Origin of the sequence: Undibacterium sp. GrIS 1.2 (assembly GCF_040544435.1) — a bacterium.
Classification (GTDB): Bacteria; Pseudomonadota; Gammaproteobacteria; order Burkholderiales; family Burkholderiaceae_D; genus Undibacterium.
Map to the genome: position 1 here is coordinate 14,049 of NZ_JBEONP010000034.1, position 21,560 is coordinate 35,608.

19 protein-coding genes are annotated in these 21,560 nt (G+C 49.2%); all 19 read right to left on the reverse strand.

The features are described from left to right. Positions 1-96: 96 nt before the first annotated feature. On the reverse strand, positions 97-1,239 hold the full coding sequence (locus AAKU61_RS14900; protein WP_354333531.1) for a type IV pilus twitching motility protein PilT: 1,143 nt from the start codon (positions 1,237-1,239) through the stop codon (positions 97-99). Between the two features lie 407 nt (positions 1,240-1,646). Then, positions 1,647-2,561 (reverse strand): hydroxymethylglutaryl-CoA lyase, encoded by a 915-nt coding sequence (locus AAKU61_RS14905; RefSeq protein ID WP_354333473.1) that lies wholly within the window; start codon positions 2,559-2,561, stop codon positions 1,647-1,649. Position 2,562: 1 nt separating this feature from the next. Then, a complete protein-coding gene (locus tag AAKU61_RS14910; protein ID WP_354333475.1) occupies positions 2,563-3,492 on the reverse strand; it encodes a 2-hydroxyacid dehydrogenase in 930 nt (309 codons plus the stop codon). Between the two features lie 65 nt (positions 3,493-3,557). Next, positions 3,558-5,558 (reverse strand): acetyl-CoA carboxylase biotin carboxylase subunit, encoded by a 2,001-nt coding sequence (locus AAKU61_RS14915; RefSeq protein WP_354333477.1) that lies wholly within the window; start codon positions 5,556-5,558, stop codon positions 3,558-3,560. A 45-nt stretch (positions 5,559-5,603) separates the two neighbouring features. Further along, positions 5,604-5,939: a hypothetical protein gene (locus tag AAKU61_RS14920; RefSeq protein ID WP_354333479.1), complete on the reverse strand. Its 336-nt coding sequence runs from the start codon at positions 5,937-5,939 to the stop codon at positions 5,604-5,606. A 2-nt stretch (positions 5,940-5,941) separates the two neighbouring features. After that, entirely contained in the window at positions 5,942-6,970 is a 1,029-nt protein-coding gene (bioB, locus tag AAKU61_RS14925) for a biotin synthase BioB (protein WP_354333481.1), read from the reverse strand. A gap of 130 nt (positions 6,971-7,100) precedes the next feature. Further along, on the reverse strand, positions 7,101-7,802 hold the full coding sequence (gene bioD / locus AAKU61_RS14930) for a dethiobiotin synthase (protein WP_354333483.1): 702 nt from the start codon (positions 7,800-7,802) through the stop codon (positions 7,101-7,103). Then, positions 7,799-9,007, reverse strand: coding sequence for an 8-amino-7-oxononanoate synthase (bioF, locus tag AAKU61_RS14935; RefSeq protein WP_354333484.1), 1,209 nt, complete (start codon positions 9,005-9,007; stop codon positions 7,799-7,801). The genes bioD and bioF overlap by 4 nt, the downstream gene beginning before the upstream one ends. Continuing rightward, positions 9,004-10,413 carry an adenosylmethionine--8-amino-7-oxononanoate transaminase gene (gene bioA, locus AAKU61_RS14940; RefSeq protein ID WP_354333486.1) on the reverse strand — a complete coding sequence of 470 codons (1,410 nt, stop codon included), beginning with the start codon at positions 10,411-10,413 and terminating at the stop codon, positions 9,004-9,006. Before bioA ends, bioF begins: the two co-directional genes overlap by 4 nt. Positions 10,414-10,753: 340 nt before the next feature. After that, positions 10,754-11,287 (reverse strand): DUF1569 domain-containing protein, encoded by a 534-nt coding sequence (locus AAKU61_RS14945; protein WP_354333488.1) that lies wholly within the window; start codon positions 11,285-11,287, stop codon positions 10,754-10,756. Next, positions 11,284-12,063 carry an enoyl-CoA hydratase/isomerase family protein gene (locus tag AAKU61_RS14950; protein WP_354333490.1) on the reverse strand — a complete coding sequence of 260 codons (780 nt, stop codon included), beginning with the start codon at positions 12,061-12,063 and terminating at the stop codon, positions 11,284-11,286. Before AAKU61_RS14950 ends, AAKU61_RS14945 begins: the two co-directional genes overlap by 4 nt. Before the next feature lie 57 nt (positions 12,064-12,120). Further along, the gene (locus AAKU61_RS14955; RefSeq protein WP_354333491.1) at positions 12,121-13,308 is read right to left on the reverse strand and encodes a dienelactone hydrolase family protein; all 1,188 of its coding nucleotides are present in this window, start codon (positions 13,306-13,308) and stop codon (positions 12,121-12,123) included. Between the two features lie 4 nt (positions 13,309-13,312). Continuing rightward, a complete protein-coding gene (locus AAKU61_RS14960) occupies positions 13,313-14,935 on the reverse strand; it encodes a carboxyl transferase domain-containing protein (protein ID WP_354333493.1) in 1,623 nt (540 codons plus the stop codon). After that, complete coding sequence (locus AAKU61_RS14965; RefSeq protein ID WP_354333494.1) at positions 14,932-15,345, reverse strand: YchJ family protein; 414 nt, start codon at positions 15,343-15,345, stop codon at positions 14,932-14,934. The genes AAKU61_RS14960 and AAKU61_RS14965 overlap by 4 nt, the downstream gene beginning before the upstream one ends. 97 nt (positions 15,346-15,442) lie before the next feature. After that, positions 15,443-16,579, reverse strand: coding sequence for an acyl-CoA dehydrogenase family protein (locus AAKU61_RS14970; protein ID WP_354333496.1), 1,137 nt, complete (start codon positions 16,577-16,579; stop codon positions 15,443-15,445). A 104-nt stretch (positions 16,580-16,683) separates the two neighbouring features. After that, positions 16,684-17,352, reverse strand: coding sequence for an SDR family oxidoreductase (locus tag AAKU61_RS14975; RefSeq protein ID WP_354333497.1), 669 nt, complete (start codon positions 17,350-17,352; stop codon positions 16,684-16,686). Positions 17,353-17,412: 60 nt separating this feature from the next. After that, on the reverse strand, positions 17,413-18,594 hold the full coding sequence (locus tag AAKU61_RS14980; RefSeq protein ID WP_354333499.1) for an acetyl-CoA C-acetyltransferase: 1,182 nt from the start codon (positions 18,592-18,594) through the stop codon (positions 17,413-17,415). Between the two features lie 49 nt (positions 18,595-18,643). Then, complete coding sequence (aceK, locus tag AAKU61_RS14985) at positions 18,644-20,458, reverse strand: bifunctional isocitrate dehydrogenase kinase/phosphatase (RefSeq protein ID WP_354333501.1); 1,815 nt, start codon at positions 20,456-20,458, stop codon at positions 18,644-18,646. Between the two features lie 96 nt (positions 20,459-20,554). Further along, positions 20,555-21,523 carry a pyridoxal-phosphate dependent enzyme gene (locus tag AAKU61_RS14990; RefSeq protein ID WP_354333503.1) on the reverse strand — a complete coding sequence of 323 codons (969 nt, stop codon included), beginning with the start codon at positions 21,521-21,523 and terminating at the stop codon, positions 20,555-20,557. Between the last annotated feature and the right edge of the window lie 37 nt (positions 21,524-21,560).

The window sequence follows — 21,560 nt, forward strand, 5'->3', positions numbered from 1 at the left end:
ATGGAATATTGCTGTTACGTGATCAGATAGCGTCAACTTAAAAACTGCAGCCTGGGCTGCAGTCTGAACTGCTACCTTATAAGCGATTGAAACAACTCAGGCCTTTAGAGTAGCCAGCAGACCAAGACGGTCTGTAGTCGCATTACGCGCATCTTCCAGACCAATTTTTTTATTGATCAGCAACTGCTTTAATGCGGCATTCATAGAATAACAACCTGGATTCTGTTTAGTAGCAATAGCATCGCCATCCATCAGCGCACGTAGGCCAGAGATGCCACCATTTTCAATCATCTTTGCTACCGTAGGATTAGCGGTCAGGCATTCTGTCGCCAAGTAGTAACGATCGCCCTCAACCGAAGGCAAAAGCGCCTGGCATAAAACACCGCGTAAAGCTTGTGCCAACGCCTGTGCTTGTGGCTCACCATTCCCTAGCAAACGCAGCATTTTTTGCAAACCCAATTCGGTCGAACGGGCATGTAAAGACGCCAGTACTAAAGGACCTGATTCCGCCAATGCCAATGCTTCTTGCGCGGTCTGTGCATCACGGATCTCACCAATCACGATGACATCAGGGCGCTCACGCAGCGCATCCAGCGCACCGAGGTAATAGCTCTCAACGTCGCCATCAAAACCAACTTCGCGCTGAGTGATAATGCACTTACGTTGCGGGATCAAAGTTTCAACCGGATCTTCTATCGTGATGATGTGGCCAGATCGTGTTTTATTAATCTGATCCAGCATCGATGCAATCGTAGTCGATTTGCCCTGACAAGTATCGCCAATGATTAGCACCAGCCCGCTAGTGAGCTTGGCAAAATCCTGCTCACACTGACGCAAGCCCAACTGGCTCAGCTCCATAGGCTCACGCGGAAAACGGCGGATCACACAACCAAGACGCTTTTTACCCTGGAAGGTAAAACAGTTGGCACGTATGCGCGCCGTATTTAAATCAATCGAGCGATCGAAAGCACGGTCTTGTATGCGCTCGGACCAATTAGGCTCAATCACCTCAAAAAATTCTTCTAACTCTTCTTTGGTAATCGGCGAATCCGTCACCGCGACCAGGCCTTTAGGTTGGCGCAACATGATCGGACTATTTTGGTGAATCAAGATGTCACTAAAACTCAACTTGGAGTTCAGCAAATGTAAAATTTGCTCCACCAAGGTACCAAATACCGGATGGTCTTCATTCTCAACATAGGTGAGGGTACGGATTTGCGACGACATATGGGCTTCCATCATTTTTCTTCTCTGTTTGGAAAATATGCCTGATTATAAACTCAGTATATTTGCGCTAGGGAAAGATTATTAGATTTGTTGCTTTTGGTCGAAATTGGAAAAAAGTGTCTCTGTATGAGGTGTAGCCAGGGCTTCGAGATGCGTATATCTCGCCTACTTAAAGGTGTCCGTTAGCAAGCGGACGTGCGGCCTACACGGCAACGAGTTGTGAGCCTTCCGATTATTTGACGCGCACAAAAGAGAACTCGAACAGGCAACGATTTTCGGATGACCTTCTTTTACTTATTTTTCTTGGCGAAGTAAGAAAAGTGAGTAGCCGCCGGTCTCCACTGGCTGACAATCTAAGCAAACGTCATAGAGAATTAAACGAAAAAAAGGTGCACGCGGTGCATCCTGCCATTGACCGTTTAGCCAATCCTCTTTGCCGCAATAGCATTCCCAGCTCGACTGACCGCCTTGCGCCCCAGATGTCCAGAGATAAACTGCCCAGTATCGACTACCGCATTTAAATCAATCCCGGTAGCAATACCAAGACCTTGCATCATAAACAGCACGTCCTCGGTCGCTACATTACCTGTCGCACCTTTCGCATAAGGGCAACCACCTAAACCCGCGACGGAGGAATGGAAGATCGAAATCCCAACTTCCAGACTTGCATAAATATTCGCTAGTGCCTGACCATAAGTGTCGTGAAAGTGTCCCGATAAACTATTTAGCGGAAAATCTTGCGCGACTAGTTGCATCACGTGCTGTACCTGGCGGGCAGTACCGACGCCGATGGTGTCGGCGATGTCGATTTCGTCGCAGCCCAGATCACGCAAGCGCTTGACGACATCGGCGACACTGGCAGGATCGACCTCGCCTTGGTACGGACAGCCAAAGGAGCAACTGATGCTGCCACGCAGGCGGATTTTATTTTGCTTGGCAGCTAGTACGACATCGCGGAAGCGTTCTATTGATTCTGCAATCGAGCAATTGATATTCTTTTGTGCGAAGGCTTCGGACGCAGAGCTGAAGATAACGACCTCATCAGCACCGGCGGCGAGTGCGGCCTCAAAGCCTTTCATATTCGGGGTAAGCACCGAGTAAATCACGCCTGGTTTACGCTTGATGCTTGCCATGACCTCGCTTGAGGTTGCCATTTGCGGCACCCATTTGGGTGAGACAAAAGAGGCCGCCTCGATATTACTGAAACCGGCATCTGTAAGGCGATTGACCAGCTCGATTTTGATATCTGCTGAAATGCTTTCTTTCTCATTTTGTAAACCATCACGTGGACCGACTTCGACGATTTTGACTTGCTTAGGTAAGCTGCTGATCATATTAATATCCTCTGGATGGATCGACGATGCCAGTGACGGCCTGACCGTTTGCTAGCGCATTGATTTTATCTGCAATCTGTTTTGTGCTTTCATCACGCAAGGTCGTTGCCGCGATATGCGGTGTAATACTGATACTAGGCTCTGACCAGAAAGCATGTCCAGCAGGCAGTGGCTCGGTCTGGAACACATCTAATGTCGCACCGGCAATATGCCCTTCCCGTATCAAAACCAATAAATCGTCTTCAACTAGATGGGCGCCGCGGGCAACGTTAATAATGTAAGCACCCTTGGGCAATTTTTGTAAATTGTTACGGTTTAAAATATTGCGTGTATCGTCGGTCAGCGGCAAGATACAGACTACTACTTTAGATGTTTTTAAAAAAGCGTCGAGACCGTCTTGACCTGCATAACAAGTAACGCCTGCGATATTTTTTTGTGTACGGCTCCAGCCATTGATAGGAAAGCCGAAACCAGAAATCGCCTCTACAATCCGTTTACCCAAGACACCAAGTCCCAGTACACCAACACTAAAATCTTGCTTCTCAAAGGGTTTTAGAAGTTGCCAGTGTTGTGCCTGTCTTTGCTGATCATAATGATCAAATCTGCGGTAGTAACGCAGTAAAGCATGGCTCACGTATTCTGCCATTTGTGTGCCCATACCGGCATCATCCAGACGAATCACGGGCACGCCTTTAGGTAATGCATCACCTAACTGCAAAATCGCATCAACACCGGCGCCGAGATTGAAAATCGCTTTTAAATCACTACGCCCTGCCAACATGGAGACTGGTGGCTTCCAAACAATCGCATAATCAGCGGCCGCAACATCACCGTCTTGCCAAACGCGGATATCACTATTTGGCAATGCACGGTTAAGGCTATTTAGCCATTGTTCTGGATTAATACCAGACGAGTAGAAGATTATTTTCATGTGAATTACAGTGGTCTCCCTGCTCCCGCTGGCGGGAGAGGAGTTCTAAAAATAAGCGAGGTTGACTAATCTTGTTTAAAGGTCAGTAGTGGCGCGCCTTCAGTAACCTGATCTGCAACGGCATACAACACTTCCTCAACAACGCCGTCGTGCGGTGCTGCGATGGTGTGTTCCATCTTCATCGCCTCCATGATCAACAGTGCGTCGCCTTTTTTAACCTCTTGCCTGGCGCTGACCAGCACCGCGACGATCTTGCCTGGCATTGGTGCTGTTAGTCGTCCGCCTTCGCTTTCTACCTCGCCTGCATGTGCCATCGGATCGGCGTAGTGCAATTGAGTATGTTGACCTTGGCTGAATATATTGATCGTTTCTGCATTGCGTACTACGGTGCCGGTGATCATTTGATCACCAATCTTTAGGCTGAGTTGATGTCCCGTATGATTTGCTAACGTGACATTTGCGCTAGCGCCGTTTACCGTGATTAACCAGGAATCTGCAAGATAACTGACCACAACTCCATGCGCGCCATGCTCCTCTTCCAGCTTGATCGTGCGCTGTAAAGTGCTGTTCATACGCCAGCCATGATTGCTTTTCCATGGGTCATTGCCGCCTATTTTTTCAGCTTGCAATAAGGATACGACCGCTAACGCTAATACCTGCAAGCTGGCTGGAACTACTGACGGAAATAAGACCTCTTGATTACGCTCAATTAAACCAGTATCCAGATCAGCGGTAGAAAATGCAGGGCTAGTAATCAGACGCTGCAAGAAAGCGATATTCGAGGACAAACCAACGATTTGATATTGTGCCAAGGCTTGCGACATACGTGCCAAAGCTTCGCTACGATCTTTGCCCCAGACGATTAACTTGGCGATCATCGGATCATAAAACGGTGAGATGCTGTCGCCTTCACGCACACCACTGTCAATACGGAACGCCGCAGGCGTATTGACTACGCCACCTAACTCAAAATTGACCGCCGGTGGCGTCTGGTTATGCAGCAATGTACCGATTGACGGCAGGAAGCCTTTTTCTGGGTTCTCTGCATATACACGCGCCTCTATCGCATGACCATTGATGCTAAGTTCTGACTGCGACATCGGCAAAGGCTGCCCGGCAGCGACACGCAATTGCCACTCAACTAAATCCGTACCGGTAATCATTTCGGTCACAGGATGTTCTACCTGTAAACGAGTATTCATTTCCATAAAGTAGAAAGAACCGTCTTGATTGGCTATGAATTCGACCGTACCTGCACCGACATAGCCTACCGCCTTTGCGGCAGCCACCGCAGCCTCACCCATAGCAGTGCGGCGCTCCGTGGTCATGCCCGGAGCCGGAGCCTCTTCTAATACTTTTTGATGGCGGCGTTGTACCGAACAATCACGCTCAAACAGATAAACGCAGTTGCCTTGTGTATCGGCAAAAACTTGTATCTCGATATGGCGCGGACGTTGCAGATATTTTTCTGCAAGTACTTTGTCATCACCAAAGGAGCTAATCGCTTCCCGCTTACAAGAGGCGAGTGCTTCTTTAAAGTCGGCAGATTTTTCAATTACCCGCATACCTTTGCCACCACCACCAGCACTGGCTTTGAGTAAGACTGGGTATCCGATACGGTCACCCTCTGTTTGCAAAAAATCCGCGTCCTGATTATCGCCATGGTATCCAGGTACCAACGGTACATTGGCTTTTTCCATCAAAGATTTAGCAGCAGATTTACTTCCCATTGCGCGAATTGCAGATGCTGGCGGGCCGATAAAAACTAAGCCAGCTTTGGCGCAGGCATCGGCAAACTCACTGTTCTCTGATAAAAATCCATATCCCGGATGAATCGCCTGAGCACCAGTGGCCAGCGCAACTGCGATAATCTTGTCAGCGCGCAGATAGCTCTCTTTAGCTGGAGCAGGTCCGATTAGAACTGCTTCATCGCAGACAGCAACATGTTTCGCATTCGCGTCAGCTTCGGAGTACACAGCGACGGTTTTGATGCCCATGCGGCGTGCGGTAGCAGCAACACGGCAAGCGATTTCGCCACGGTTGGCGATCAGGATTTTACTAAACATAGTTTGATCTCTTCAAAATATCAAAAATTAATTCAATTGCATTAGTCACGAATCAAAGCTTTCTTCAGCTAATAACAATGGATTAAATATCGCTACAACAACCGCATTACCGATTACACGATTTCCTTCCGCTACCGGTATTTCTCGTCCAATCCAAAGACTATTTGGATAAACTTCAGGCGTCAGAAACCAGATATGCGCCCTCGCTGAGTTTCCCGGGTCTAATTCGGAAACATCAAGAAACGCATGATTCGTCGAAGTCCAATAATTTTCTCTAATTGCATAAGCCGGTCTATACCCAGACATGATCGGGCGATCCTTCCCACCAGACTTCGTGGCAAGTAAACGAAACACGACTTCAGCATCTGCAGGGCGATTCATTGTTAACTGCAACTTCCAGATTTTTTCTCCACGACACCACGAGTTTTCAAACCCAATTTATCGAGCAAAACACGGTCGTCTTCGGCTTCAGGATTTTGCGTAGTCAGCAACTTGTCACCGTAAAAAATCGAATTAGCACCCGCCAAGAAGCACATCGCCTGTACGGCCTCACCCATCTGGCGACGACCGGCTGACAAGCGCACGCGCGCCTTTGGCATAGTGATACGGGCTACCGCGATGGTACGGACAAATTCCAGAGGGTCGAGCGGATCGAGACCATGCAGAGGCGTACCTTCCACCTGCACCAGGTGATTGACCGGTACGGATTCAGGATACGGATTGAGGTTTGCCAATTGCGCAATCAGGCCAGCGCGCTGGCGGCGTGACTCCCCCATACCAACGATGCCGCCACAGCAAACTTTGAGTCCGGCGCTACGCACGTGACCAAGGGTATCCAGCCGATCCTGATAATCGCGGGTAGAAATTACATTGCTATAAAACTCTGGTGCAGTATCAAGATTATGGTTGTAATAATCGAGACCAGCATCTTTCAGACGTTGCGCCTGCTCTTCTTTCAGCATGCCTAAAGTCGCGCAGGTTTCTAAGCCCATGGCTTTAACTTCACGCACCATGATTTCAACTTTTTCGATATCGCGGTCTTTGGGTGAACGCCATGCTGCGCCCATGCAGAAGCGGGTCGCGCCGTTTTCACGGGCGGCTTTGGCTGCATCTAAAACCTCTCGCACATCCAGCATTTTTTTCGCTTCGACACCAGTGTCATAACGTGCCGCTTGCGGGCAATAGCTGCAATCTTCTTCGCAACCACCGGTCTTTATCGAGAGTAGTGTCGCCAATTCGACATCACCCTCCGGGAAATTAGTACGATGTGCCGTCTGCGCTTTAAACATCAGATCGTTAAACGGCAAATCAAACAAGGCCATTACATCGTCAAGAGGCCAAACCTCGGCTTCAATAGGCTTGACCGGCGTTTGGAAATTTAGAGGAGCAGCTGTCTGTTCTGTCTGTTGCATGGTGAAATCCTTCACATCAATTAATTCAATGAGTTACTAAGTTCTGTTGTCAATAGGCTTGGTTGTCAATAGAGTCCATTAATAATTCAGGACTTACGCAAAGTTGTCCCGGTAAGGCAGTTGGGACGTTTTACGTAAGTCCTGCAATTACATCTAAATTCAAATAACTGGCAGCGGCCTGTGCGCTTGGATCTGCCAGACTTGGGATAATCCCTAGCAAAGGTGCCGGCAATCTGTCCTTGAGAGCCTGTACGTTTTCTTCAAAATACGACATCTTAGCTTGTGTGGTGTTGGCGACCCATGCAACCAGCTTTAATCCACGCGCATTGATCGCCTCAGCAGTGAGCAATGCATGATTAATACAGCCTAAACGCATACCCACCACCATGATTACTGGCAGGGCAAATTGTTGCGCCATCTGCGCTGTATCAAAGGTCGCTGTCAGTGGTACACAAAAACCACCGACTCCCTCCACTATCACAGCATCGGATTGCTGTTGCAACTGGGTATAGCAAGTCTGGATATGCGTATCAGAAATACTGACATTTTCTTGCATAGCGACGATATGCGGTGCCGCCGCAGCTTGCATTAAATAAGGCGAGACTACATCTGTATTCGCCTTGATGCTGGAGGCCGCCTGCAACATATCCACATCATCGTTATGCCAGACGCCATCGATCAGGCTTGCACCAGCAGCGACTGGTTTCATACCGACAACTCGCAGGCCTCGCTGCGATAAGGCGTACAGCAAGGCGGCGCTAGTTAGAGTTTTACCGATTTCGGTATCGGTACCAGTAACAAAATAATCCGCACGGTGTTTTAAGACAGTCATTGCGAAGCCTCCAGTTGATTCATCGCTGAAACCAGCTGTGCGACATCATCACTGGTATGCGAGCCAGACAAGGTGATACGCAAACGCGCAGTACCAACCGGCACTGTCGGTGGACGGATTGCGCCTACCCAGTATCCTTGTGCATACAAGTCTGCGGCAATCCGCATGGTGCTGGCATTGTCACCAATCAGAATCGGTTGAATTGCCGTAGAAGACGCCATCAATTGCCACTGTTTTAGTTGCAAACCCTGCTGCATTTGTCTGATCAGATTCTGTACATTGGCTCTGCGTATCGCACCCTCCTCACCTTGTATCAGATCAAGGCTAGTTAACAAGGCATGCGCAATCGCAGGTGGTGCTGCCGTGGTGTAAATATAGGGTCGGGCTTTTTGCACCATCCAGTTAATCACCGTGGCATGGGCCGCAACAAACGCACCGGCGACACCGGCGGCCTTGCCCAAGGTTCCCATATAAACCAGATTCGGTGAACGCAAATTAAAATGTTCTAACGCACCACGACCATGGTCGCCCAAGACACCAAAGCCATGCGCATCATCAACCACTAACCAAGCATCGTATTGCTCACATAAAGCGAGCAAAGCAGGTAACGGCGCAAGGTCACCATCCATAGAAAATACACTGTCAGTCACTACAATTTTAGTTGCTGCGTTACTGGCACGCAGCAGGCTTTCTAAGGCAGCGACATCGCTATGCGGATACACCTTGACAGTGGCACGTGATAAACGCGCTCCGTCGATCAGCGAGGCATGATTTAATGCTTCAGAAAAAACATCGGTGCTTGATTTTGATGCAGCAGTTGATTTTGAAGCAGCAGCTAAGGCAGAAATTACTGCCAGATTTGCCATGTAACCGGTGCAGAAATAGAGCGCTTGCGCTTGCTCTAAATGCGGAGCAAGAAAACTGGCTAGTCTTTCTTCCAGCACTGCATGCGCACGCGAGTGGCCGCTGATCAGGTGGGATGCGCCACTGCCTGCACCGTATAAAGCAACCCCTTCTTGCATTGCTGCGATGATTGCCGGATGGGCAGCAAACCCCAGATAATCGTTACTGCAAAAAGCCAGCATTGCCTTACCATCGACTTGGGTACGCGGTGCGCACATGGTGTCGGTGATACGACGACGGCGCAGCAAACTTTGTGCGTCTAATGTAGTTAATTCCGTCTGCAGGTGGTCGAGTAATTTCATCGCGCCACCTTGATGACTTCTTCAAACACGGTCTGTATACGGGCCGCGACACCAGCGATTTCTTCATCGTCCAAAATATACGGCGGCATCAGATAAACGGTACGACCGATAGGACGCAATAACAGCTCATGCTGAAGTGCCATAGTAAAAAACCGGCGCGAAAAACTACTAGCATCCTGCACATCGTCTATGACTGCATCAAACGCCCAGATCATCCCTTGCTGCCGAAAATGCTGGACTTTTTCATGCTGAGCCAGAGGCTGAAGAGCAGACGTAATCTTGGCTGCCTTGATCCGGTTTTGATTCAGTACATCGTCCGACTCAAAAATATCCAAGGTCGCCAACGCTGCACGACAAGCCAGCGGATTGCCCGTATAAGAATGCGAATGCAAAAAACCACGTGCTGTGTCACTGTGATAAAACCCTTGATAAATTTCATCCCGCGTCATGACTAAAGACAAAGGCAAATAACCACCGCTGATCCCTTTAGATAAACAAACAAAATCAGGCCAGATCTTTGGTAATGGATTTGCTTGCTGATGTGCTTGCTGATGCGCTTGCTGATGTGCTTGTTCAAACGCGAAAAATGTACCGGTACGGCCGCATCCGACGGCAATTTCATCTGCAATTAAATGGACTTGGTACTGATCGCATAAGGTGCGCACCAATCGTAAATACTCTGGATCATGCATCGCCATGCCGGTGGCACATTGCACTAGCGGCTCCAAAATCACGGCAGCGATTTTCCCCGTATTTGCTTGCAGACAGCGCTCTAAATCTGCTGCGGCATGGCGCGCAACTTTGATAGCACCATCAGCGGCACTCTCACCGTCTAGCGCCTGACGCGCATCCGGCGAGGCGACCACATGAGTATTATTGAGCAGGGGACCATAGGCATCGCGAAACAACTTTACATCCGTCACTGCCAATGCACCCAAGGTCTCGCCGTGATAACTACCCTTAAGGCAGATAAATTCTTGTTTAGCGGTCTGCCCTGCATTACGCCAAAAATGGAAACTCATCTTCAAAGCAATTTCTACCGCCGAGGCGCCGTCTGAAGCATAAAAACAATGCCCCAACACACCGCCTGTTAAAGCGGATAAACGCTCGGATAAACGAATCACAGGTTCGTGTGTAAAACCTGCCAGCATCGCGTGCTCTAACTGATCAAGCTGATCTTTCAGCGCGGCATTGATACGTGGATTAGCATGTCCAAATAAATTCACCCACCAAGAGCTGATGCCATCGAGATAGCGCTTGCCATCGGTATCAAACAGCCAAGCACCGCGACCATGACTCACTGGAATCAGCGGCATAAACGTTTCGTGATGTTGCATCTGGGTACACGGATGCCAGACACTTTGCAGGCTGCGCGCGACCCAGTCGGTTTTTTGATTCAAATTCAAACTTACTCCAAACTTTTCAACAGAAGATCTCTCAAAAGGAACGTCCTTTACTTATGCGGCTTCTAGCAGGTTTATGCCCGGAAAGCCGCAGATTGATTGGACGTTCTATTTCGGATAATTCTAAAAAACTTTAATCGAGATGCCAAACATAGCAGCCGACGACTAAGGATCAAACATCAAGTAGGGTGCGCCATGCGCACCTTGAGTACCTTGAGTACCTTGAGTACCTTGAGTACCTTGAGTACCTGGCATCTCACCAGATGCACTCTTTTTATTCATCGTTTTTTTCACCAACGGTGCGCATGACGCACCCTACAGACCGTCCTACTGCAAAGCTCCTCTAAGACTGAATCTCCTTAAGGTGATTTTCTATATGCATCACATGCGCGTTTGCAAACTCAGTCTTGCTCAATAAGCCGTAGGCAAAATGTGGCCGCAGTTCTCCGGTATAACTCTGAAACTCTTGCAACGCCTTGATCACAAGATCAATCGCCTCACTGACATTGCCGGTATCGGCAATCGCCGGTGCGCCGGGAATCGGTTCAGTCAAATTGTGGCGCATCGCGCCGGCAACCGAGAATGCATAGAAGGCGGCACTACCGGCGGTGTGCTGAAACAACTCGGGCTTCATCTCGGGATAACCGGTCATCGAATACTGAATACTTTGCGCCAGATGCACGAACACTTTGTAAGGTGCCCAGCCAGTTTTTTGGACTAATTTGGCAGCCAGATCACGCGACTTCAAAGCTTCTAGCTGCGTTAGCATATTCGTGATCGAGGTAATTTCAACAGTCGATTTTCGGTAGCTTGCAAAACCAGCCGCAGCGACAGCAGTCAAGGCAACGGCACTGACTAATAGTGTTCTCTTTTTCATAGCAGCCAGCCCGGTTTGCGTTTTTCTAAAAATGAACGAACACCCTCACGTCCTTCGTCCGACGCGCGGATATGTGCAATACCCTCAACGGTTGTGGCAATCAATGCATCCGTGAGTTCGCGGCTGGCAACATTTTGTACCAGACGCTTTGCCTGCCTTACTGCGTTCGGGCTATTCGACACCAGCGACTTAACGATCTCGGCGACCTTTTCATCAAGAGCTTCTGCACTCACCAGTTCATGCACAAACCCGATACGATGCGCTTCTGCTGCACTGAACCTTTCAGCCGTGATGAAGTAACGTCGCGCTGCACTCTCGCCCATCGCCTTAATCACATACGGAGAAATCGTCGCGGGAATCAAACCAAGTTTGACTTCACTTAAACAATAATTCGCCACATCTGCACTGACCGCGATATCGCAAGCAGCAACCAAACCCATGCCACCTGCGTAACAATCGCCTTGTACTTTGGCGACTACAGGTTGAGGGCAACAATAAATAGTCCGCAGCATTTCAGCCAGTTGACCCGCATCGGCGAGATTTTCTTCGTGAGAATAATCCGCCATTTTTTTCATCCAATTTAAATCTGCACCAGCACAAAAAGCGGAGCCATTCGCGGCCAGCACAATAGCACGGATGTGATCGTTAGCAGCCAAATCCCGGAAGGTCTGAGTTATCTCGGCGATCGACATTTCATTAAAGGCATTGCGGACTTCCGGGCGATTGAGTGTGACTGTCGCGACATAATCACTGATTGAAATTGTGAGCGTATCCATTACGTTTTTCCTATTTATTCGGTACTCTGACAAATCCATTTGCATCCAGAAACTCACTTAAGAACCAGTATCGGGTGCACTACCGACGTTGAGTTTTTTCCAGACCACCTTATCATCTATGGCGTACGGAACACATTCACTATTGGCACGCTTCTTACAAAATTCTAATGCTTTTATAAGGGCGTCATGAGTTGCTCCGGCATATCCGAATTCTCCTGCAGAGCCAAAGACAAAAGCACGAGGAATATCTAGCTCTAAAAATCTCGCATATTTTTCTCTTGCGTCAGGATTGGTTGACGGCAAACTGGCAATATCTTGTAAATTTGCATAGCCCGTGTCCTGAAAAATTCCAATGCTTTGCGGTATCTGAACACCTTGACGTTGTAAAAACTCGTCAACTATCGGACGCCAGACCGAAAAAGCACGGGAGAAAAAGAAATGCCCGTTGTCGCCAAATGCAGGCATAGCCCGATATTCTGCCGCCTTGTTTCCTGAAGCCTGCTTCTGGAACTCAGCAAACCATTGTTTGGGATAATTTGGACCAAAGTATTTATCGTTTTCTGTATAAATCCACAAACTTGGAACCCGCGCTGTCTTGCCATAAAGTCCGAACATCTCTTTCAATAAATCAGGCCGACAAGGCTCATACGGCTGAGTGTCAGGATTTCCGCCACCACCTCCAGCAAAATTGATTACCGCGATCAGACCTGGCGGATTCTTTGCAGCCAAAGTTATTGCCGTCGCACCGCCGTAAGATTGACCAAGAATAACTATGCGCGCTGGGTCGACATAGGATTGTTGTTTTGCATAGGCAATTACATCAAGCGTGCTAACCGCTGCCGCCTCATAGCCGGGCAAATAATCTTTGCCAGAACAAGTACCAGAATACTCTGGATCAGGCTCGGTACCAGAATCACCATAACCGAGCCGAGTCGGTACCCATACGGCAAAACCACGGTTAACGAAATATCTTGCTGCTTGCAGAAAACGCTCACGACTAGGTTTGGAGCGATCTTTATAACTGCGTCCATGCAATAAAATTGCAATAGGGAAGGGTCCGTCTCCAGAAGGTCGGAACTGCGTCACCACCATTTCCTTACTCACATCTTGCCGAAATACCGTCCTTACGGTCGTAGGAATTTTAATAACAGATTCATTCAAGGTCGCAGAAAGTATCTCTTCGGCGTGGGTAATCTCTGCGATAAGTCCCATTAAGGATAAGAATGCAAGTGCAAGCAGCTTCATAAATTTACATCCTGAACAAGCCAAACTTCACATCCGGTATTGGCGCATTCAACGCTGCTGACAATCCCAATCCAAGCACCATGCGCGTATCTGCCGGATCAATCACACCGTCATCCCACAACCGGGCGGAGGCGAAATAGGGGTGGCCTTGATGTTCGTATTGGTCTTTGATCGGTTGCTTAAATGCGTCCTCTTCTTCCGCAGTCCAAGTGCCGCCTTTGGCTTCGATGCCGTCGCGCTTAACGGTCGCCAGTACACTGGCTGCTTGTTCGCCGCCCATGACGGAGATACGTGCATTTGGCCACATCCACATAAAGCGCGGAGAGAAAGCGCGACCACACATGCCGTAGTTACCGGCACCAAAACTGCCGCCGATAATGACGGTAAATTTTGGCACATTGGCAGTGGCGACAGCGGTGACCATCTTGGCGCCGTTGCGGGCGATACCTTCGTTTTCATATTTGCGACCGACCATGAAGCCGGTGATATTTTGCAAAAATACTAGCGGGATTTTGCGCTGACAGCATAGCTCAATGAAATGCGTTCCCTTTAATGCAGATTCAGAAAACAGAATACCGTTGTTCGCAATAATACCTACCGGCATGCCGTGGATATGTGCAAAGCCGCAGACTAAGGTAGTGCCATAACGCGCCTTGAATTCATCGAAATGGCTACCATCGACTACACGCGCAATCACTTCACGCACATCAAATGGTTTGCGGGTATCCACCGGGATGACGCCATATAATTCTTGCGGGGGGAATTTCGGCTCTTCTACTTCTTTTAATACGACGCTAGCTGGCTTCTGACGATTTAAGTTAGAGACAATGGTGCGCGCCATCGATAGCGCATGAGTATCATTTTGTGCCAGATGATCGACCACGCCTGAAAGACGTGTGTGGACGTCACCACCACCAAGATCTTCGGCGCTGACGACCTCACCGGTAGCGGCTTTGACTAGCGGTGGACCACCCAGAAAAATCGTCCCTTGATTTTTGACGATAATCGATTCGTCACTCATCGCCGGCACATAAGCGCCGCCAGCGGTACACGAGCCCATGACCACCGCGATTTGCGGTATACCTTTGGCCGACATGGTTGCCTGATTGAAGAAAATGCGACCGAAATGATCCCGATCAGGGAATACATCATCCTGATTTGGTAAGTTAGCGCCGCCACTGTCCACCAGATAAATACATGGCAAATTATTTTGCTCGGCAATCTCTTGTGCGCGTAAATGCTTTTTGACCGTCAACGGATAATAAGTCCCACCCTTCACCGTCGCGTCGTTACAGACAATCACACATTCTTGCCCTGCGACGCGACCGATACCGGTAATTACACCGGCGGACGGAGCGGCGTCGGCACCGCTCTTTTCTTTGTACATATCGTAGGCGGCAAGTTGTGAGAACTCTAGAAATGGCGTGCCTGCATCCAATAACATTTGCACTCGGTCGCGTGGCAACAACTTACCGCGTGCCAGATGTTTTTTGCGTGCTTCATCACCGCCACCGAGAGCGATCTTAGCTACTTTTTCTTTAAGGTCATCGACCACTCGCTGCATAGCAGCAGCGTTGGCTTTGAAGTCTTCGGAACGGCTATTCAGTTTAGAATCTAAGGTCGTCATTTGTCTTTTCTCTTCTTATCGTCTTTGGTCGGGAAACTACCATCCACATAAAACCATTTACCATCTTCTTGTAAAAAGCGGCTTAGCTCATGCAGGCGATGTGCTCGCCCGCCAATTTTGTAACGTGCTACAAATTCTACTAACGCGGTGTCGGTCTTACCTGCATCAAGCGAGTAATGTTTAACTTCTAAACCCAACCATTGAGTTGGCTCATCATGCACGATTTTTTCTGCCGGACAAGTGCGTACATCCCAAGTCGCACGCAGATAAGCCTCATCCCCCAAGGTATAGGCGGTATAGCGGGAGCGCATCAAGACCTCTGCATTAGACGCGATAGCGCTGCCGTTTAAATAGGGGGCGCAACACTGGCTAAACTGTTTTCCTGAATCACAGGGACACAACTTGGTCATAACTGCCTATTTGATTTCACTGGATTTTTCAATCTTTTTCGTCTTTTGACCAAACATCGGTTTCAAATCCCCTCTCTCGCGTGCGGGAGAGGGAACTTTAACCCTGTGCTAACGCACGTCCAATCAGGATTTTTTGGATGTCTGAGGTGCCTTCATAGATTTGGCAAACCCGTACATCACGGTAAATCCGCTCGACGGGAAAATCGCTGACGTAGCCATAACCACCATGCACTTGTATCGCATCGGAGCAGACTTTTTCTGCCATTTCAGACGCAAACAATTTCGCCATCGCCGCCTCTTTCAAACAAGGCTTACCTGCATCTTTTAAACTGGCGGCATGCCAGATCAATTGACGGGCGGCCTCGATCTGGGTCGCCATATCGGCCAGTTTGAACTGCACCGATTGATGATCAAAAATCGCTTTACCAAAACTGGTACGATCCTTGGCATACGCCAGGGCTGCGTCAAAAGCGGCGCGTGCCATCCCCACCGATTGGGAGGCAATCCCGATGCGACCACCTTCTAAACCGGATAGGGCAATTTTGTAACCCATGCCTTCTTCGCCGATCAAGTTCTCAGCTGGAATACGACAATTTTCAAATAAAATTTGCGCCGTATCGGAAGAATGCTGTCCCATTTTTTGTTCCAGACTGGCGACGATATAACCCAGTGTATTGGTTGGCACCCAGAATGCGCTAATACCTTTTTTGCCTGCAGCTTTATCGGTGACTGCCATGACAATAGCAACGTCCGCATGCTTGCCACTGGTGATGAATTGCTTGACACCGTTCAATACGTATTCGTTGCCCTCTTTCTTCGCTGTAGTACGAAGATCGGAGGCATCGCTGCCCGCATGCGGCTCGGTCAGGCAGAAAGCACCAAGCATCTTGCCGCTGGCCAGCGGTCGCAGCCATTGGTCTTTTTGCGCGTCGTTCGCATACATCATGGCGATACTGCATACCGGACAATTATTGACCGAGATCACAGTGGAAGTACCGCCGTCACCAGCAGCAATTTCTTCCAGTACCAGCGCCAGAGACAGATAATCCATCCCTGCGCCGCCAAGCTCTTCCGGCACGGCGACACCATAAGCACCCATCTGCGCTAGTTCTTTTAATTCTGCGGCAGGGAAGTGGTGCTCTTTATCCCAGCGCGCTGCGTTGGGGACTAATTTTTCCTGCGCAAATGCGCGAATGGCATCGCGTATCATTTCGTGTTCTGGCGTTAATAACATGCTTAGTCTCGTAATTTTTATGGATTGCTAATGACTTACCAACTTATTAGAACTTACGCCTTGCTGGGGCAATTTTGCGTAAGTCCTAGGTATCTATAAATCTATCACCAGCTTATACCCGTGCCGTCGTAATTAAAAAACTGTCCATTATCTTTTACGGTAAAAGCAGCCAGACTAGCGCGTATTCCACTAGCGCTTTGTTCCACCGTGATATCTGCACCAGCCCCACCCATATCAGTTTGTACCCAGCCTGGATGGAAGGCAACGCAGACAACATGTTTTGCTTCCAGCGAGACATCTTTTAACACTGAATTGAGAGCGGCTTTACTAGCGCGATACAACCATCCACTGGAACTCTCACGCAAACTGATTGAGCCCATACGTGATGAGATCACTGCCAGCTTACCTTTGGTGTTTTCTACGAGAGGCAACACCATCGGTAAGATACGCATCGCAGCCAGAACGTTGGTATGCATCACCTCGTCAAAATGGTTTTCGTCCGGTGAAGTCAAACCAGAAATTCGAGGTCCATACACACCGGCGTTCAGAATCGCGATATCAATTTTTTCATCATCCAGCCGCCAGCCTAATCCCGCGCAATCGTTCAGATTGGTGACATCCAGCGGTAAAGCCTCACAGCCCGCCGCTTGTAAAGTCGCCAGATCTTCCGGTTTGCGAGCAGTGGCGATGACGCGCCACCCGGCAGCTTTATATTGCTTTGCCAGTTCGTGGCCGATACCGCGAGAGGCACCGAGAATTAAGGCTGTTGGCATTATTTTTCCAGAGATAGAAGATAAAAACTGAGTTTGTTGATCGGGTGCGCTGAGTGCTATTTAAACCAGCTCAATCGCCATCGCTGTACCTTCACCACCACCAATACACAGTGATGCGACACCGCGTTTTTTACCTTGCTTTTTCAACGCACCGATCAAAGTGATAATGATACGGGCACCTGATGCGCCGATAGGATGACCCAATGCACAAGCACCGCCATGAACGTTAATCTTGTCATGAGAAATACCGAGGTCTTTCATCGCTGCCATTGGCACTGTTGCAAAGGCTTCGTTAATTTCGAACAGATCGACATCGGCAGTTGTCCAGCCAATTTTTTTATACAGCTTTTCTATCGCGCCGATGGGTGCTGTGGTGAACCAGCCCGGTTCTTGCGCGTGGCTGGCGTGACCAAGGATTTTGGCGATCGGTGTCAAGCCGAGTTCTTTGGCTTTAGACTCACGCATCAAGACCAGTGCAGCGGCACCGTCGTTGATCGATGAAGAAGATGCAGCAGTAATCGTGCCGTCTTTTTTAAACGCCGGTTTCAATGCCGGAATTTTATCGAGCTTGGCTTTGAGCGGACCTTCATCTTTATCGATGACCACATCACCACTGCGACCAGATACCGTCACCGGAGCGATTTCCCATGCAAAAGAACCGTCGGCAGTCGCTGCCTGTGCGCGCTTGACAGAGGCGATTGCAAACGCATCTTGTTCTTCACGGCTGAACTGGTATTTGGCGGAGCAATCCTCGGCGAAAGTGCCCATTGATCTGCCTTTGTCGTATGCATCTTCCAGACCATCCAGCATCATGTGGTCGTACATCATGCCGTGACCGATACGATAGCCGCCACGCGCTTTAGGGATCAGATACGGCGCGTTGGTCATCGATTCCATCCCGCCGCTGACCATGACTTCATTGCTGCCCGCAAGAATGGAGTCAAACGCCATCATGGTTGCCTTCATCGCAGAGCCGCACATTTTTGATAAGGTCACCGCACCGGTAGACATGGGCAAACCCGCAGCCAATGCAGCTTGGCGCGCTGGCGCCTGACCTTGACCTGCCATCAGACAGTTGCCGAACAAAACTTCTTCAATCAGTTCTGGTTTAACGCCAGAGCGCTCTACTGCTGCCTTGATCGCCACTGCACCCAATTGACTAGCGGTGACAGAAGAAAAGTCGCCCTGAAATGCACCCATAGGTGTGCGTGCGGCGCCGACGATAACGATAGGATCATTCATGTGATATCTCCAAAAAATTGTTTGTAAAGATGAGGCGAACTTTTGTGAATTATTTTTGCGAACTCTGTGTTTTCAACTCATTTAACTGATGCAGTTGAGTTTGATGGCTGAAGCGTACTTCTTGCGGATAAGGGAAAACATCATCCACCTTGCCCGCCATAATGCGTAGCTTGCGCGTTTGCCAGTAATCTGCCGTCAGTAAATCGGCATGATGCTTCATAAAATACTGCCGCACCTTGGGGTTGCCCAATAAGAACGGGCCGAACTGTTCTGGGAAGACATCATTTTTTGCGACTGGATACCACGGCTCCGACGCCATCTCATCCTCTTCATTGCGCGCTTGCGGAATCACGCGAAAATTGCAATCGCTGACGTATTCAATCTCATCATAATCATAGAACACGACACGGCTATGGCGCGTCACGCCAAAGTTTTTATACAGCATATCGCCAGGGAAAATATTTGCCGCGACCAGCTCTTTAATGGCATTACCGTATTCAAAAATACCGTGCTCAATGGCCGCATCATCGCCGCTTTTCTCTGCTTCTCCCAAGAAGATATTTAAGGGCACCATCCGTCTTTCGATGTACAGATGTTTGATAATAATTTCATCATCATCTTCTTCTACAATCGAGGGCGCATATTGCTTAATCTCCGCCAGCAACTCTTCAGAAAAACGGGCTCGTGGAAAGGCAACGTCCGAGTATTCCAGCGTATCTGCCATACGGCCAACACGGTCATGATTTTTGACCAGTTGGTATTTTTCTTTGATCAGCGCCTTAGTGGTTTCTTTCGGCGGCGGGAAGCTATCTTTTATCAGCTTGAACACATACGGAAACGATGGCAGAGCAAATACCAGCATCACCAGACCACGGATACCCGGTGCGGCTTCGATGCGGTCTGACGAGTATTTGAGGTGATGCAAAAAGTCACGGTAGAACAAGTTTTTGCCATGCTTTTGTAAACCCAGAATTGTGTAAATTTCACTGCGCGGCTTCTTGGGCAAAATGCTGCGGATGAACTGCACATAGGCCGATGGCACCAGCATGTCCACCATGAAATAAGCGCGGGTGAACGAGAACAAAATCGTGATCTGTATTGTGTCAAACAGGATGGTATCAAGCACCAATTCACCCTTACGATTGTGCAGAATCGGAATGATAAAAGGTGACTCTTTGTTCCCGTTAATCCGTTTGCCGACGATGTATGCACCCTTATTGCGGAAGAACAAATTCGCCAGTACCTGTATCTGGTGATTTGGCTCTAATTTATCGCTTTCTAGCAGCAATTTTAAACGCTCGGCGACGAACTCTACGTCCCTGTCCAAATCCGCAAAACTCGCTTTGAGCTGGAAGTTGGTGATGATGCGTTTGAGCGTGTAATGCAAGCCATCTTTGGCGGGATAATATACGCGATAAGTTGGTGGCGTATCTTTGTTCTCGATATATTCGGTAGAGACTGCCGGACGCACAAAAATAAAATCATTGTGAAAGTAATTTCGGTGCAGTATCTTGGTGCAGACGGTATTAAAAAATGTCTCTGCCAGTTCCGGCTGCAAATGGTCAATCAGCAATCCCATGTAATGTAGCTTCACTTCGCGCCAGACCTGATCTGTCAGGTCCTCTTGCTCGTACTCGTCCTCTAAACTTTGCACACATTCTTTTACGCGCTTATCGTAGTAACCGATACGTTCGCGTGCCGCATTTTGTGCGGCCTTCCAGTTCCCGGTTTCAAAATCACTTTTTGCAGTCTGGCTGGAGGCGCGGAACAAACGGTAATGTTTGTCGAAGCCATCCATGATCGTGCGCGCAATATCGAACGCGATCTGAGAGGACAACAATTTAGGGAAGGCGACTTGGGGCATAGTGTCTTAGTGTCGGGGCAATTTTGCTACGGATTTAGCTTCGGATTTAGCTTTAACGGCGGCGGCAGAATTCAAAAGTTTCATATTCGCTCTGGGTTACAAACTTGGCTGCAAACTAGACTGCAGTTTGATCAGGTTCGCCAAGTCTACCCCCATACCGCCGCAGACGACGATCAAGGGTCGCTGATATTGCGCCAAGATCGCAAGCTCTTGATACGCCACGGCCAAAGCAGCACCACAAGCAGGCTCCACCAAAGTACGCATATCGTCAGCAAAACTCAGGCACGCCTGTATCGCCTGTGCGTCGCTGACAGTGACCGCATGGATCTGATGGGTTTGAGTATGATCAAAAGCCTGCTGCGCTACCCGTCGCGCACCCAACGTGCTGGCAATAGAGGTAATCGCAGGCAAGGTCACCAGCTCATCCGCCTGCACTGCTGCATGTAACGATGCGGCGCCCTCAGTTTCTACTGCAATCACCGGAATATTCGCTAAGCCATTGCGTTGCAAACCCTGCACAATCCCGCTGAGTAAACCGCCACCGCCGACCGAGCAAATCACCGCATCAAAATCATGTCCTGCCTGCACCACTTCATCAATGAGCGTGGCATTGCCATCCCAAATATCAGGGTGATCAAACGGCGGGATATACACTGCATTCGGGTCCTGGCACAGCTTAAGCGCGAGTTGATTTGCCTCGTCCCATTGCGTGCCTTCTATAATCAATCCCGCACCGATCGCGCGAATTGCCTCACGCACATTCTCTGGCGTCGAGTGTGGGACGACGATGGTGGTGCGTACTGCCAGGGCGGCGCCCGCTACTGCAGCGGCAAATCCGGCATTGCCACCCGAGGGACAAACCAGGTGCGTCGCGCCATTGGCGACCGCGCGCTGGCACATCAGACCAATCCCGCGCAGCTTGAATGAGCCTGAAGGCTGCGTGTTTTCCATCTTCAGCCAGACTGCTTTACGTAACTGCGCCGACAACTTGCGATGCTGTAGCAATGGTGTCTGGATGTGTAGAGTAGCTGGCAAAGTAGTTAACATGGCAAGTGAGCTATTCATCGAAGCTGGTTGGCGAATGATTGAAGCATGAGAAAAG

Bases quoted from the DNA above. Each gene is read 5' to 3' on its own strand.
- AAKU61_RS14900 (WP_354333531.1), bottom strand. From the start codon at position 1,239: ATGGAAGCCCATATGTCGTCGCAAATCCGTACCCTCACCTATGTTGAG.
- AAKU61_RS14905 (WP_354333473.1), bottom strand. From the start codon at position 2,561: ATGATCAGCAGCTTACCTAAGCAAGTCAAAATCGTCGAAGTCGGTCCA.
- AAKU61_RS14910 (WP_354333475.1), bottom strand. From the start codon at position 3,492: ATGAAAATAATCTTCTACTCGTCTGGTATTAATCCAGAACAATGGCTA.
- AAKU61_RS14915 (WP_354333477.1), bottom strand. From the start codon at position 5,558: ATGTTTAGTAAAATCCTGATCGCCAACCGTGGCGAAATCGCTTGCCGT.
- AAKU61_RS14920 (WP_354333479.1), bottom strand. From the start codon at position 5,939: ATGAATCGCCCTGCAGATGCTGAAGTCGTGTTTCGTTTACTTGCCACG.
- bioB (WP_354333481.1), bottom strand. From the start codon at position 6,970: ATGCAACAGACAGAACAGACAGCTGCTCCTCTAAATTTCCAAACGCCG.
- bioD (WP_354333483.1), bottom strand. From the start codon at position 7,802: ATGACTGTCTTAAAACACCGTGCGGATTATTTTGTTACTGGTACCGAT.
- bioF (WP_354333484.1), bottom strand. From the start codon at position 9,007: ATGAAATTACTCGACCACCTGCAGACGGAATTAACTACATTAGACGCA.
- AAKU61_RS14945 (WP_354333488.1), bottom strand. From the start codon at position 11,287: ATGAAAAAGAGAACACTATTAGTCAGTGCCGTTGCCTTGACTGCTGTC.
- AAKU61_RS14950 (WP_354333490.1), bottom strand. From the start codon at position 12,063: ATGGATACGCTCACAATTTCAATCAGTGATTATGTCGCGACAGTCACA.
- AAKU61_RS14955 (WP_354333491.1), bottom strand. From the start codon at position 13,308: ATGAAGCTGCTTGCACTTGCATTCTTATCCTTAATGGGACTTATCGCA.
- AAKU61_RS14960 (WP_354333493.1), bottom strand. From the start codon at position 14,935: ATGACGACCTTAGATTCTAAACTGAATAGCCGTTCCGAAGACTTCAAA.
- AAKU61_RS14965 (WP_354333494.1), bottom strand. From the start codon at position 15,345: ATGACCAAGTTGTGTCCCTGTGATTCAGGAAAACAGTTTAGCCAGTGT.
- AAKU61_RS14970 (WP_354333496.1), bottom strand. From the start codon at position 16,579: ATGTTATTAACGCCAGAACACGAAATGATACGCGATGCCATTCGCGCA.
- AAKU61_RS14975 (WP_354333497.1), bottom strand. From the start codon at position 17,352: ATGCCAACAGCCTTAATTCTCGGTGCCTCTCGCGGTATCGGCCACGAA.
- AAKU61_RS14980 (WP_354333499.1), bottom strand. From the start codon at position 18,594: ATGAATGATCCTATCGTTATCGTCGGCGCCGCACGCACACCTATGGGT.
- aceK (WP_354333501.1), bottom strand. From the start codon at position 20,458: ATGCCCCAAGTCGCCTTCCCTAAATTGTTGTCCTCTCAGATCGCGTTC.
- AAKU61_RS14990 (WP_354333503.1), bottom strand. From the start codon at position 21,523: ATGAATAGCTCACTTGCCATGTTAACTACTTTGCCAGCTACTCTACAC.